12 protein-coding genes are annotated in these 13,076 nt (G+C 70.4%); 4 read left to right on the forward strand and 8 right to left on the reverse strand.

Going from position 1 to position 13,076, the window contains the following annotated elements; genetic code table 11:
* Positions 1-230: 230 nt before the first annotated feature.
* From ABTW72_RS05800 to ABTW72_RS05810, 3 genes are all read right to left on the reverse strand, one after another.
* The gene (locus tag ABTW72_RS05800) at positions 231-602 is read right to left on the reverse strand and encodes a hypothetical protein (protein ID WP_350854778.1); all 372 of its coding nucleotides are present in this window, start codon (positions 600-602) and stop codon (positions 231-233) included.
* 236 nt (positions 603-838) lie between these two features.
* Positions 839-3,430, reverse strand: coding sequence for an ATP-dependent chaperone ClpB (clpB, locus tag ABTW72_RS05805; RefSeq protein WP_350854781.1), 2,592 nt, complete (start codon positions 3,428-3,430; stop codon positions 839-841).
* Between the two features lie 85 nt (positions 3,431-3,515).
* Entirely contained in the window at positions 3,516-4,160 is a 645-nt protein-coding gene (locus ABTW72_RS05810) for a TetR/AcrR family transcriptional regulator (protein ID WP_350854783.1), read from the reverse strand.
* Positions 4,161-4,245: 85 nt separating this feature from the next.
* Between ABTW72_RS05810 and ABTW72_RS05815 the strand changes: the two genes are divergently transcribed.
* From ABTW72_RS05815 to ABTW72_RS05830, 4 genes are all read left to right on the forward strand, one after another.
* Positions 4,246-5,382, forward strand: coding sequence for an epoxide hydrolase family protein (locus ABTW72_RS05815; protein ID WP_350854786.1), 1,137 nt, complete (start codon positions 4,246-4,248; stop codon positions 5,380-5,382).
* 116 nt (positions 5,383-5,498) lie between these two features.
* Positions 5,499-5,999 carry a cation:proton antiporter regulatory subunit gene (locus ABTW72_RS05820; protein ID WP_030332098.1) on the forward strand — a complete coding sequence of 167 codons (501 nt, stop codon included), beginning with the start codon at positions 5,499-5,501 and terminating at the stop codon, positions 5,997-5,999.
* 5 nt (positions 6,000-6,004) lie between these two features.
* On the forward strand, positions 6,005-7,219 hold the full coding sequence (locus ABTW72_RS05825; protein WP_350854789.1) for a cation:proton antiporter: 1,215 nt from the start codon (positions 6,005-6,007) through the stop codon (positions 7,217-7,219).
* A 299-nt stretch (positions 7,220-7,518) separates the two neighbouring features.
* Positions 7,519-7,950 carry a hypothetical protein gene (locus ABTW72_RS05830; protein WP_112677468.1) on the forward strand — a complete coding sequence of 144 codons (432 nt, stop codon included), beginning with the start codon at positions 7,519-7,521 and terminating at the stop codon, positions 7,948-7,950.
* Between the two features lie 327 nt (positions 7,951-8,277).
* Here ABTW72_RS05830 and ABTW72_RS05835 read toward each other — a convergent pair whose 3' ends face one another.
* The 5 genes from ABTW72_RS05835 to dnaK form a co-directional block, all read right to left on the reverse strand.
* The gene (locus ABTW72_RS05835) at positions 8,278-8,469 is read right to left on the reverse strand and encodes a hypothetical protein (RefSeq protein WP_350854792.1); all 192 of its coding nucleotides are present in this window, start codon (positions 8,467-8,469) and stop codon (positions 8,278-8,280) included.
* 136 nt (positions 8,470-8,605) lie between these two features.
* Complete coding sequence (locus ABTW72_RS05840) at positions 8,606-9,046, reverse strand: heat shock protein transcriptional repressor HspR (RefSeq protein WP_030332087.1); 441 nt, start codon at positions 9,044-9,046, stop codon at positions 8,606-8,608.
* Positions 9,047-9,076: 30 nt separating this feature from the next.
* Positions 9,077-10,258 carry a molecular chaperone DnaJ gene (dnaJ, locus tag ABTW72_RS05845; protein WP_350854795.1) on the reverse strand — a complete coding sequence of 394 codons (1,182 nt, stop codon included), beginning with the start codon at positions 10,256-10,258 and terminating at the stop codon, positions 9,077-9,079.
* A gap of 85 nt (positions 10,259-10,343) precedes the next feature.
* Entirely contained in the window at positions 10,344-11,099 is a 756-nt protein-coding gene (gene grpE, locus ABTW72_RS05850; RefSeq protein ID WP_350854798.1) for a nucleotide exchange factor GrpE, read from the reverse strand.
* Positions 11,100-11,147: 48 nt separating this feature from the next.
* Positions 11,148-13,016 (reverse strand): molecular chaperone DnaK, encoded by a 1,869-nt coding sequence (gene dnaK / locus ABTW72_RS05855; RefSeq protein ID WP_350854801.1) that lies wholly within the window; start codon positions 13,014-13,016, stop codon positions 11,148-11,150.
* Positions 13,017-13,076 lie beyond the last annotated feature (60 nt).

Here is a 13,076-nt window from a genome sequence, read left to right on the forward strand (position 1 = left end):
GACCACCTCCCCAGGTACGTCGGCGCAGACGGTAACAACCTTCGGCACCGGGAAGGCCCGCGCTGTGGCCGACAGCTCAGCTGACGGAGGCCGTCGGGTGCGTCCTCCGGTGGCGTCGGCGGCGGGCCGGTCGGACGCGGCGCGGCGGTCGGCGGGCTCAGAGCTCGCAACGTCCGGCGCGTCGTCGGCGATCGGCACGACCAATCGGGTGGCACCGACCGGCGAATGGATCATGCTGCGGCGAGCCGCCGACTGGCGTAGGTGCCCAGGGTTTCGCGGTCCATCACGCAGCCGACGAAGGTGGTGAACTCGCTCGGGTCGTCCCGCAGCGACGTCCAGGCCGCCCGGGCCGCCTCCGGGTCGACCCGCTCCAGCAGCGTGGCCGCGTACGCCCGGCCGGCGGGTGTGCCGTCGGCCAGCACCCGGTCGAGCTGGCGGCGTACCTCCTCGGGGTGGTCGCCGAGGGCGGCCTCGACCCGGTGGTACGCCTCGGTCACCGGCAACAGCGTGCCCGCGATCCCCACCCCACCAAAGGCGAGCGTGTCAGCCGCCACCAACTCGTCGACGGCGGCGCCCAATTCGCGCTCCCAAGCCTTCCGCATCCCAAACATGCCTCCACCCTTTCCCCGTCCGCACCCACTCCACCCCGTTAATCAAGAGGTTTGCGCCATGAGCGGACTCTCTCCTGACACGGTCACCGTGTTCAGGCGCCAGATGGTGGGGTCGATTGTCAGGTGATGCGGCAGTTACGGAGCGTCCTGGCGGGCCTCCGGTGGGAGCGGAGAAACGGCTCGGGCCGACCCCGCCTGCGAGGCGGGATCGGCCCGGGTGCGACGGATCAGGCGGCGGTTACGGAAAGGGTGTTGGTGTCGGTGGCGCGGTCCACCTTCACCGTTTCGCCGTCGCGGATCTGGCCGGACAGGAGGGCCTTCGCCAGTTGGTCTCCGATTGCGGTCTGGACCAGGCGACGGAGCGGACGCGCACCGTAGATCGGGTCGTAGCCGTGCTCGGCCAGCCAGTCCCGGGCGGCATCGGTGATCTCCAGACCCAGCCGGCGATCGGCCAACCGCCGCCGCATCCGGTTCAACTGGATGTCGACGATGGAGCGCAGGTCGTCCCCGCGCAGCGAGGCGAAGACCACGATGTCGTCCAGCCGGTTGAGGAACTCCGGCTTGAAGTGCGAACGGACCACGGCCAGCACGCCCTCCCGGCGCTGCTCGTCGGCGAGCGTCAGGTCGCTGATCACCGACGACCCGAGGTTGGACGTGAGGATCAGGATGGCGTTGCGGAAGTCCACGGTGCGGCCCTGGCCGTCGGTGAGCCGGCCGTCGTCGAGCACCTGGAGCAGCACGTCGAAGACGTCCGGGTGGGCCTTCTCCACCTCGTCCAGCAGCACCACCGAGTACGGCCGTCGGCGCACCGCCTCGGTGAGCTGACCGCCCTCGTTGTAACCGACGTAGCCGGGCGGGGCACCGACCAGGCGAGCGACCGAGTGCTTCTCGCCGTACTCGCTCATGTCGATGCGGACCATGGCCCGCTCGTCGTCGAAGAGGAACTCGGCGAGAGCCTTGGCCAGCTCGGTCTTGCCGACGCCGGTGGGGCCGAGGAAGAGGAAGCTGCCGGTCGGGCGATCCGGGTCGGCGATACCGGCCCGGGCACGGCGTACCGCGTCGGAGACCGCGCCGACCGCCTCGGTCTGGCCGACCACGCGGCCGCCCAGCGACTCCTCCATCCGCAGCAGCTTGGCCGTCTCACCCTCCAGCAGGCGGCCGGCGGGGATGCCGGTCCAGGAGGCGACGACCGCGGCGATGTCGTCCGCGCCGACCTCCTCCTTGAGCATCGCGCCGTCGGCCTGGAGCTGGGCCAGCTCCTCCTCAGCCTGCTTCAGCTCGACCTTCAGGGCGGGGATCCGGCCGTAGCGCAGCTCGGCGGCGCGTTCCAGCTCGCCGTCCCGCTCGGCCCGCTCGGCCTCACCGCCGAGGCGTTCCAACTCCTCCTTGGCGGTGGAGAGCTTGGTGATGTGACTCTTCTCCGTCTGCCAGCGCTCGGAGAGCACTGTGAGCTGCTCGCGCTTGTCGGCCAACTCCTTGCGGAGCCGCTCCAACCGCTCGGCGGAGGCGGCGTCCGGCTCCTTGGCCAGGGCCATCTCCTCGATCTCCAACCGGCGGACCGCCCGCTCGATCTCGTCCACCTCGACCGGACGGGAGTCGATCTCCATCCGGAGTCGGGACGCGGACTCGTCGACCAGGTCGATCGCCTTGTCCGGCAGGAACCGGTCGGTGATGTAACGGTCGGAGAGGGTCGCGGCGGCGACCAGCGCGGCGTCGGTGATCCGTACGCCGTGGTGCACCTCGTAGCGCTCCTTGAGCCCGCGCAGGATGCCGATGGTGTCCTCGATGGTCGGCTCACCGACGAGCACCGGCTGGAAACGGCGCTCCAGCGCCGGGTCCTTCTCGATGTGCTCGCGGTACTCGTCCAGCGTGGTGGCGCCCACCATCCGCAGCTCACCACGGGCCAGCATCGGCTTGAGCATGTTGCCGGCGTCCATCGAGCCCTCGCCCTTGCCGGCGCCGACCACGGTGTGCAACTCGTCGAGGAAGGTGATGACCTGCCCGTTGGAGTTCTTGATCTCCTCCAGAACGGACTTCAGCCGCTCCTCGAACTGACCCCGGTACTGCGCACCGGCGACCATCGCACCGAGGTCCAGCGAGATCAGCTTCTTGTCGCGCAGGGACTCGGGCACGTCGCCGGTGACGATCCGCTGGGCCAGGCCCTCGACGATCGCGGTCTTGCCGACGCCGGGCTCACCGATCAGCACCGGGTTGTTCTTGGTACGCCGGGAGAGCACCTGGATGACCCGACGGATCTCGGAGTCCCGGCCGATGACCGGGTCGATCTTGCCGTCCCGGGCGCTGGCGGTGAGGTCGACGCCGTACTTGGTCAGGGCCTGGTAGGTCTGCTCGGGGTCGGCGGTGGTGACCCGACGGTCCCCACCGCGAACGGTCGGGAAGGCGGCGACCAGGGCTTCCTCGGTGGCACCGGCGGTCTTCAGCGCGCCGGACACCGCTCCGCCCACCCGGGCCAGGCCGGCGAGCAGGTGCTCGGTGGAGGTGTACTCGTCGCCCAGCGGCCGGGCGATCTGCTCGGCGGCGCCGATGGCGTTGACGAACTCCCGAGCCAACGTCGGCTCGGCGATGCTGGAGCCGCGCGCGGCCGGCAGGTTGTCGACCGCGCGCTGGGCGGCCTGGCGCAGCTCGGTCGGGTCGGCCCCGACGGCGCGCAGCAGGCCGGTGGCGGTCGAGCCGTCGGTGTCCAGGAGTGACAGGAGCAGGTGCCAGGGCTCCACGGTGGCGTGACCACGCTGGTTGGCCAGCGCGACAGCGCCCGTGATGGTTTCGCGGCTCTTGGTGGTGAGTCTTTCGGTGTTCATGGGCTCCCCCGGATCGGCGTTGTCCATTGGGTTGGACACAACCAGAGTTGAGCGTATTCCGCTCAACCTTAGCGCGTGACGCCCATCACTCCCGGCGCCGCCACCGCCAGTCGAACTCGCCGGCTGCGGGGGGCGGGCCGGGCAGCGGGTCCGCGTCCGGCACCGACGACAGGCCGGCCAGCAGGACCGCGAGCTGCCGGCGGCGCAGTTGGCGGGTCCGCTCCGGATCGGGTACGCGGACCGCTGCGCACGCCTCCAACAACAACCCCAGATCGTGTACGACGGCGTCGGGGCGCAGCCGCCCGCTGGCGCGGGCCCGGTCGACCAGGGCGGCGGCCAACTCACCGGCGCGCATCGCGTCCCGGCCCATCTCCTCGGTCGGGGTGAAGGTGCCGGCCAGGTGGACGGTGAGCGAGTGCACGTCGGCGTCGACCACCCGCGCCAGGAAGCCGGTGAACGCGGCCCAGTCGTCCGGCTCGTCGAGGGCGGTCTCGGCCTCCGCGACGTACCGGCGCAGCCCGTCGTGGCAGAGCTGGCGCAGCAGGTCCTCCTTGCCCGCGTAGCGCCGATAGAGGGCGCTGATGCCGACGCCCGCACGCTCCGCGACGGCGGCGATCGGGGCCTTCGGGTCGTCGAGGAAGACGGCGCGTGCGGCTTCGAGGATTACCTCGTCGTTGCGGGCGGCCTGGGCGCGGCGACCGCCCAGCGTCCTGCCGGAAGTCGTTGACATGCCTCCAGCCTAACAGTGGAACGGATCGTTCCGCTCTGCTATGGTGGTTGCAGAACGAAACATTCCGTTCCGAAGGAGTTCCAGCATGAGCGACACCGCGATCCGTCCGTTCCGCGCCGAGATCCCGCAGACCGCCCTCGACGACCTGGCCGCCCGGCTGGACCGCACCCTCTGGCCCGCCGACCTGCCCGGCACCGGCGACTCGTACGGAATGAGCACCGGCCGGGTGCGCACCCTCGCCGACCGGTGGCGAGGCGGGTTCGACTGGCGTGCCGTCGAGGCCCGCCTGAACGCTCACCCGCAGTTCGTCACCGAGATCGACGGCGAGCAGATCCACTTCCTGCACGTCCGGTCGTCCCGGCCGGACGCCACGGCACTGGTGCTCACCCACGGCTGGCCCGGCTCGGTGCTGGAGTACCTCGACGTGATCGTCCCGCTCACCGAGCCGGCCGACCCGGACGCGCCGGCCTTCCACGTGGTCGTCCCGTCACTGCCGGGCTTCGGCTTCTCCGGCCCGACCCGCGGCGCCGGCTGGAACCGGTTCCGCATCGCCCGCACCTGGGCCGAGCTGATGAACCGCCTGGGGTACGACAGCTACGGCGCGGTCGGCAACGACGCCGGCTCGATGATCGCGCCGGAGCTGGGCCGGGTCGATCCGGAGCGGGTGCTCGGCGTACACGTCACCCAACTCTTCTCGTTTCCCTCCGGCGACCCGGCCGAGTTCGCCGGGCTCTCCGAGGCCGACCAGGCCGCCCTCGGGCACCTCCAGTGGTTCTACGAGAACAAGTTCTCCTTCAACCAGGTGCACAGTCAGCAGCCGCAGACCCTGGCGTTCGCGCTGGCCGACTCGCCGGTGGGGCTGCTCGCCTGGAACGCCCAGCTCTTCGACGAGAGCCTGGACGCCGACTTCATCCTGGCCAACGTGGCGCTCTACTGGTTCACCGGCACGGCCGCCTCGGCGATCCGGCTCTACTGGGAGGACGCACACGCCGGCGAGCCGCCGACCGAGCCGACCACCGTTCCGACCGCGCTGGCCATGTTCCCCGGCGACTTCCAGTCCATCCGCCGCTTCGCCGAGCGGGACCACGCGAACATCGTCCGGTGGACGGCGTACGAGACCGACGTCGACGGCCGGGGCGACGTCGGCGGCCACTACGCGGCCCACCAGGCCACCGAGGTGCTGGTCACCGACATCCGTGAGTTCTTCGCCAGCCTCCGCTGACGCGAATTGATCGGTGCCCGCCCGCTCCGCTCGACCGGGGCGGGCGCCGACGTCGGTTCGTGGAGGGCTGTACCTCCAAGATCTGCGCTCTGTTCACAAAGCGGTAGCCTTGGAGGGTGCGAGTACGTGTCGAGCAGACCGCCTTACCCGGGATCGGGGTACGTCACGATCTGGTGACGGAGTCCGGACGTCGCCTGGGCGTCGTTTCCCACCGCAATGGTCGCCGTGATCTCGTTCTCTACGATCCCGACGACCCCGACGCCTGCCAGTCGGACATTCCGCTGACCGACGACGAGGCCGAGGCTCTGGCCGACATCCTCGGCGCGTCGCTGATGCTCGGCCAACTCTCCGGGCTCCGCGAGCAGGCCGCCGGTCTGCTCACCGAGCAGATCGCCATCACGGCCGGTTCCCCGTACGTCAACCGGAAGCTCGGGGACACCAAGGCGCGTACCCGCACCAGCGCCTCCATCGTGGCTGTACTGCGTGAAGGCGAAGTGATCGTCTCTCCACTCCCCTCCTTCCGCTTCGCGGCCGGCGATGTGGTGGTCGTTGTCGGGACCCGTAGAGGTCTCGACGGCGTGTCCGCCATCCTCGCCGACAGTGACCCGGACGGCTGAGGCGGATGCACGATTCCACCACTCTGCTCGTCGAAGTCGGCGCGCTGCTGTTGCTGCTTGGCGTCCTCGGTCGGCTGAGCCGCCGGGTAGGCCTGTCACCCATCCCCCTCTACCTGCTCGCCGGGTTGGCCTTCGGGCACGGTGGGCTGCTCCCGCTCGCCGCCAGCGAGGAGTTCTTCGCGGTGGGCGCCGAGATCGGCGTCATCCTGCTGCTGGTGATGCTCGGCCTGGAGTACTCGGCCAACGAACTGGTCGGCAACCTCCGGTCGGCGGCCCCCGCCGGGCTGATCGACGGCGTGTTCAACGCGCTGCCCGGTGCGGCCTTCGCCCTGCTGCTCGGCTGGGACTGGGTCGCCGCCCTGGTGCTCGGCGGCATCACCTGGGTCTCCTCCTCCGGCGTGATCGCCAAGGTCCTTGCCGACCTGGGACGACTCGGTAACCGGGAAACCCCGGTGATCCTGTCGGTCCTCGTGATCGAGGACCTGGCGATGGCGCTCTACCTGCCGTTGGTCACCGCCGTGCTGGCCGGCACCGGCCTGCTCGGTGGCGGCATCGCACTCGCCGTCGCGGTGGGCACCGTGCTGCTCGTGCTGGTCGTCGCCATCCGGTACGGCCACCTCATCTCCTCCGCCCTGTCGGCGAAGGACCCGGAGGCGCTGCTGCTCGGCGTACTCGGTCTGACCCTGCTGATCGCCGGGCTCGCGGCGAAGCTCCAGGTGTCGGCGGCGGTCGGCGCGTTCCTGGTCGGCATCGCGCTCTCCGGCCCGGTGGCGCACCACGCGACCGAGTTGCTCTCGCCGCTGCGGGACCTGTTCGCGGCGGTGTTCTTCGTCTTCTTCGGCCTGGTAACCGACCCACGGGACATCCCGCCGGTGCTGCTGCCGGCGCTCGCGCTGGCAGTGGTCACCATGGCGACGAAGACGCTGACCGGCTACCTCGCCGCCCGCCGGGTCGGCATCGCGGAACCTGGTCGATGGCGGGCCGGCCTGGCACTCGTACCCCGAGGTGAGTTCTCCATCGTCATCGCCGGTCTCGCGGTGGCTGCCGGGAGCGTCGAGCCGCGGTTGGCAGCGCTGGCCGCGACGTACGTCCTGATCACCGTGGTGACCGGTCCGATCCTGGCCCGACTGCCCGACTTCCCGTGGTTCAAGCGGTGGCTGCGCAACCGCGCGGCGGCCCAACGGCGGGAGCCGATCCCGGTCGTCGACTCAATGCACTGACCTCCACCTGATCTTCATCGGAGCGCGCGGCGACGAGTACGACGCCCTCGTGGGCGAGCAATTGCGCGGTCCGCTCGACGGCGCGGTCGCGGTCCCAGTCCCCGGGACGTCCAACATGGATTGTCATAGGAGCATCATCGGCTGCCCTGTCGATGCAATGGACCCGTCCGTGCCAACGGTTGCGGAATTGCTCCCCACGGGTACTACCGCAGCACCCGACGGCGGGTTACCGTTTCGCCCCAGCAGCCAGGGTCCGCAGGCAGCGTTGCCAAACGCGGGCGAGAGCGGAAGGTTGGCCGGTGAGCGTGCAGGAGTCGACGTTCCACGGCTTCGCCAACCCCGTCGATCCGACTCCGGCGGAGTTGCGAGCCTGGGCGTACAAGCCCGATTCGGTGCCGTTGGCCTCGATGCCACCCGACTGGGACCTGCTGGTCTCCGGCGACCGGCTGGTCTTGACGCTCTTCGAGTTAGCGATGGATCCAACCTGCCCGGCCCGGCGTTTCGCGCTGCACTGCCTCTACATCTACGCGGCCGACGGCATCCGGACGAACTTCCGCGCCCACCCCAAGCGGCGCTTCCGCAAGCTCGTCGAACAGGCCGAGCGTGACGGCGACGAGCTGATGAAGGTCTGGGCGCACAACGGCCGGGTGCTGTTGGCCCGACCGGACCTCTTCGTCTACCGGGACTGGTGCGAAGGCGGCCTGGTCCGCGAGAACCGCCGCCTCGGCTGAGACCGCTCAGGCGGCTCCCTCGGCCAGCGGCCGCGGGGGTGGCGTTGCTGTTCGCGGCCCTTTGGAGCTGATGTCGCAAACGATTCACGCCCGGCCCGGCCAGGATCGGTCGAGGTCGGTCGAAGCAGCGGTGTGACGTGATGTCGTAAACGATTCAGCTCGAAAGGACCTGCGCGCCGGCCTGGCACCCAGGAAGCGGCGCCACCGGTCCGCAGTCGACAACGGCGAACGGGCTGGCACCCCGCTTACGGCCGCTGGCTGGGACCCCCGATTACGGCGAACGGGCCGGGACCCCCCGTGGGTCCCGGCCCGCACGTCGGTCACCGGTCAGTCCTGCTTGCGTTCCGTCTCGGCTCGGTCCCGTTCGCCGGCGTCGCCGTCCTCGGCGAACCGGCCCGCGACGATCCGGTCCCGGTATTTTCCCTCGGTCACCTTGTCGAACTTCTCGCGGACGGTCTCGGCCAGGTTCTCCAACCGGTCCTCGGTTTGCTGGGCCACTTTCTTCGCCGGTTCCGCCATCGCTCCCCCTCGCCATGCCGGTAGGTCCGGATTAAGCCGATTGGACCCGTATCGACAGGCTAACCGAAGCGGCCCGGACCGCGCCGGGAATCCAGCGCGGTCCGGGCCGAGAAGACAGATCCGGGTGAGTGGCAGGTCAGCGATCGGGCGTCCGGCGGGGACGCCACACCACCAGGGCGGTGGACGTGCGGTTGGTCGGCACCAGATCCCGGCCCGGGAAGCGGGCCAACGACTCCAGCTCCGCCACCCGGCGGTACGCGGCGTCCAGCTCCGCCTCCAGCCGGGCCACCCGCTGCTGCGCCTGCTCCAGCAGCCGCTCCAGGCCGATGATCCGCTTGACGCCGGCCAGGTTGATCCCGTCGTCCTGGCTGAGCCGCTGCACCTCGCGCAGCAGCACCACGTCGCGGACGCTGTAGCGACGCCCGCCACCAGCGGCTCGGCCGGGCTGCACGAGCCCCAGCCGGTCGTACTGGCGCAGGGTCTGCGGGTGCATCCCCGCCATCCGTGCCGCTACCGAGATCATCAGCACCTTGGCCTCGTAGGCAGGGTCGCCCGAACCGAGGAACTCGCCCGACATCCCGCTCACCTCCGCGTCCATTCCACCGGACTAACTGACTCGACGCACCCGTGCGTCGAGATGTTCCCGGGCCGCCGGCGGGGTCTGCTCGGCGAACGACTCCAGCGCCGTGCGCGCCTCGTCCGACAACCGGGCCGGCACCACCACGTCCAGCGTGACCAGCAGATCACCGGCCTGCCCGTCGCGTCGGACCACACCCTTGCCCCGGGCCCGCAGCACCCGCCCGCTCGGCGTCCCCGGCGGCACCCGCAGGGTCACAGCGCCGTCGAGCGTGGGCACCTTCAGGTCCGTGCCGAGCACGGCCTCCGCGAAGGTGACCGGCACGGTCAGCGTCAGGTCGTCCCCGGTACGCCCAAACAGCTCGTCCGGCCGAACCTTGACGTGCACGAAGAGGTCGCCAGCCGGGCCACCGCGCTCGCCCGGCTCGCCACGCCCGGCCAGCCGGATCCGTTGACCGTCGGCCACACCGGCCGGGAAGCGCACGTTCATGGTGCGGGTCTTGGTGACACCGCCGCTGCCGTGGCACTCCGGGCACTTCTCCTCGACCACGGTGCCGACGCCCTGGCAGTTGCGGCACGGCTCGGAGAAGCTGAACGACCCCTGGTTGCGGGTGGTCACGCCGGCGCCATGACAGACCGGGCAGGTACGCGGCTGGGTGCCGGGCTTGGCCCCGTTGCCGTGGCAGGTGTCGCAGACTCCCGGCGCGCGCAGCGTCAGGGGCAGCGTCACTCCGCGCACCGCGTCGCCGAAGTCCAGCGCCACCTCGGTCTCCACGTCCCGACCACGGGCCGGACCGCGCGGTGCGGCCTGCCCACCGGCCTGACCGCCGCTGAAGATCGAGCTGAACAGGTCCTGGAAGCCGGCGCCGCCGAAGCGACGATCACCGCCCGCGCCGCCGCCGAACATGTCGGAGACGTCGAACGGCATGCCGCCCGGCTGACCCCCACCCCGGGCGTTGCGCCGGAACGCGCCCGAGCCGAAGAGCGAACGCATCTCGTCGTACTCGCGACGGCGGCCGCTGTCCGACAGCACGTTGTACGCCTCGGACGCGGCCTTGAACCGCTCCTCGGCCTTCGGGTCGCCCGGGTTGTGGTCCGGGTGCGACTCCCGGGCCACCTTGCGGTACGCCTTCTTGATGTCATCCGCGGAGGCGGCCTTGTCCACGCCGAGCACGGCGTAGAAGTCCTTCTCGATCCAGTCCTTCGAACTCACCGGTCCACCTCCTTCCGACCCTGGTGGCCCGGCCGTCCCGCCCACCGCTGAACGGTGGGCGGGACGGCCCGGTCACTGTCTGGCACTATTCCGGATCCGCGACCGCGACCAGCGCGGGGCGCAGCAGCCGCTCACCGAGCTGGTAGCCGCGTCGCATGACCTGTACGCAGGTCGGCTCGCTGACGTCGGCCGAGGTCTGGTGCGCGACCGCCTCGTGCCGGGTCGGATCGAACGGGTCGCCCTGCTCGCCGAAGGCGTTCAGGCCGAACTTGCCCAGCGCGGTGGTGAGCTGTTCCGCCACCGTGCCGAACGGCCCGACCAGGTCGCCGTGTTCCCGGGCCCGGTCCAGGTCGTCCAGGATCGGCAGCAGCGCGGCCAACACCGAGCCGGTCGCCTGCTCCTGTACGAGGCTGCGGTCACGGTCGACCCGCTTGCGGTAGTTGGCGTACTCCGCCGACACCCGCTGCAGGTCCCTGGTCCGCTCGTCAAGGTCGGCCCGGAGCGCTTCCAGCTCGGCGCCGAGCGAGGTGCCCGCGCCGCCGCCGTCCACCGGCTGCGCCGGGGCGTCCACCACCGGCGGACCGGACGGCTCCGGCCCGTCGGTGGAGTTGACCTCGACCTCGATCTCGTCGACCACGACCTCGGCGTCCTCGACCAGACCCTCGGCCGGCACACCGCTCTCCGCGTCGGCGGCGGTCCCCTCCGGCTCGGCGGTGTCGACGAGCTTGCGGTTGTTGCGGATGACGACCCGCTCCCCGTCGCCGGTCGGCTCCGTGTTCGCGGAGCCACCCGGCGTCGACCCGGTGTCGCCCGGGTCGGCGGCTCGTGGCTTCTGCGTCATGCGGCTACCTCATCCCCTTCGCGGTGGAAACGTGTCGGAGGCCGACGGTCACTTCTTGCCGTCCTCGTCCACGATTTCCGCGTCGACCACGTCGTCGGAGCCGCCGGCCTGCGCGCCGGTCGCACCGGTCGCGCCGGTCGCACCCGGGCCGGGCTCGCCACCCGGCTGCTGACCCTGCTCGGCCTGAGACGAGTAGAGCAGCGAACCGGCCTGCTGGGAGACCTGAGCCAGCTTCTCGTGCGCCGACTTGATCTTCTCGATGTCCTGACCGCCGAGGGCGCCACGCAGCTCGCCGAGCGCCTCATTGAGCTGCTCGCGGTTCTCACCGGGCAGCTTGTCGCCGCTCTCGGCGAGGAACTTCTCGGTCTGCCACTGGAGCGCCTCAGCCACGTTGCGGGTCTCGGCGTCGTCGCGGCGGCGCTTGTCCTCCTCCGCGTGCTCCTCGGCGTCCCGGCGCATCCGCTCGATGTCGTCCTTCGGCAGCGAGGAGCCGCCGGTGATCGTCATCTTCTGTTCCTTGCCGGTGCCCAGGTCCTTGGCGTGCACGTTGACGATGCCGTTGGCGTCGATGTCGAAGGCGACCTCGATCTGCGGCACGCCGCGCGGCGCCGGCGGGAGGCCGGTCAGCTCGAAGGTGCCGAGCTTCTTGTTGTACGCCGCGATCTCCCGCTCACCCTGGAACACCTGGATCAGCACCGACGGCTGGTTGTCGTCCGCCGTGGTGAAGACCTCGGAACGCTTGGTCGGGATGGTGGTGTTGCGCTCGATCAGCTTGGTGAAGATGCCACCCTTGGTCTCGATGCCCAGGCTCAGCGGGGTCACGTCGAGCAGCAGGACGTCCTTGACCTCACCCTTGAGCACACCGGCCTGGAGAGCGGCGCCGACGGCGACCACCTCGTCCGGGTTGACGCCCTTGTTGGGGTCGCGACCGGTGAGCTGCTTGACCAGGTCGGTCACGGCGGGCATCCGGGTCGAACCGCCGACCAGGATGACGTGCTCGACGTCGGAGATCTTGATCCCGGCGTCCTTCACGGCCTGCTCGAACGGGCCCTTGCAACGGTCCAGCAGGTCCTGCGTCATCCGCTGGAACTCGGCGCGGCTGAGCGTCACGTCGAGGTGCAGCGGGCCGGCCGCGCCGGCGGTGATGTACGGCAGGTTGATGTTGGTGGTGGTGGCGGCGGACAGCTCGATCTTGGCCTTCTCGGCGGCCTCACGGAGCCGCTGGAGGGCCATCTTGTCCTGACCGAGGTCGATGCCGTGCTCACCACGGAACGTCTTGACCAGGTGGTCGATGATCCGCTGGTCCCAGTCGTCGCCACCGAGGTGGTTGTCACCGCTGGTCGACTTGACCTCGATGACGCCCTCGGCCAGCTCCAGCAGCGACACGTCGAAGGTGCCGCCGCCGAGGTCGAAGACCAGGACGGTCTGCTCCTTGGAGCCCTTGTCCAGCCCGTACGCCAGGGCGGCCGCGGTCGGCTCGTTGACGATCCGCAGCACGTTGAAGCCGGCGATCTCACCGGCCTCCTTGGTGGCCTGGCGCTGGCTGTCGTTGAAGTAGGCCGGAACGGTGATCACCGCGTCGGTGATCTGCTCACCCAGGTACGCCTCGGCGTCCCGCTTGAGCTTCATCAGCGTCCGGGCCGAGATCTCCTGCGGGGTGTACTTCTTGCCGTCGATGTCGACGGACCAGTTCGTGCCGACCTCCCGCTTGACCGAACGGATCGTCCGGTCCGGGTTGGTCACCGCCTGGCGCTTGGCGACCTCACCGACGAGCACCTCGCCGTTACGGGCGAACGCGACGATCGAAGGAGTCGTCCGCGACCCCTCAGCGTTGGCGATGACGGTGGGCTCACCGCCCTCGAGAACGCTGACGCAGGAGTTCGTCGTGCCGAGGTCGATACCGACCGCACGTGCCATCTTCGCTTCCTCGCTTCGTAAGGTTGTGCAGGTGACGGGCGTCGCCCGTGGGCTGCTGGC

This window comes from Micromonospora sp. NPDC127501 (genome assembly GCF_040302185.1).
GTDB lineage: Bacteria > Actinomycetota > Actinomycetes > Mycobacteriales > Micromonosporaceae > Micromonospora.

Bases quoted from the DNA above. Each gene is read 5' to 3' on its own strand.
- ABTW72_RS05800 (WP_350854778.1), bottom strand. From the start codon at position 602: ATGCGGAAGGCTTGGGAGCGCGAATTGGGCGCCGCCGTCGACGAGTTG.
- clpB (WP_350854781.1), bottom strand. From the start codon at position 3,430: ATGAACACCGAAAGACTCACCACCAAGAGCCGCGAAACCATCACGGGC.
- ABTW72_RS05810 (WP_350854783.1), bottom strand. From the start codon at position 4,160: ATGTCAACGACTTCCGGCAGGACGCTGGGCGGTCGCCGCGCCCAGGCC.
- ABTW72_RS05815 (WP_350854786.1), top strand. From the start codon at position 4,246: ATGAGCGACACCGCGATCCGTCCGTTCCGCGCCGAGATCCCGCAGACC.
- ABTW72_RS05825 (WP_350854789.1), top strand. From the start codon at position 6,005: ATGCACGATTCCACCACTCTGCTCGTCGAAGTCGGCGCGCTGCTGTTG.
- ABTW72_RS05835 (WP_350854792.1), bottom strand. From the start codon at position 8,469: ATGGCGGAACCGGCGAAGAAAGTGGCCCAGCAAACCGAGGACCGGTTG.
- ABTW72_RS05840 (WP_030332087.1), bottom strand. From the start codon at position 9,046: ATGTCGGGCGAGTTCCTCGGTTCGGGCGACCCTGCCTACGAGGCCAAG.
- grpE (WP_350854798.1), bottom strand. From the start codon at position 11,099: ATGACGCAGAAGCCACGAGCCGCCGACCCGGGCGACACCGGGTCGACG.
- dnaK (WP_350854801.1), bottom strand. From the start codon at position 13,016: ATGGCACGTGCGGTCGGTATCGACCTCGGCACGACGAACTCCTGCGTC.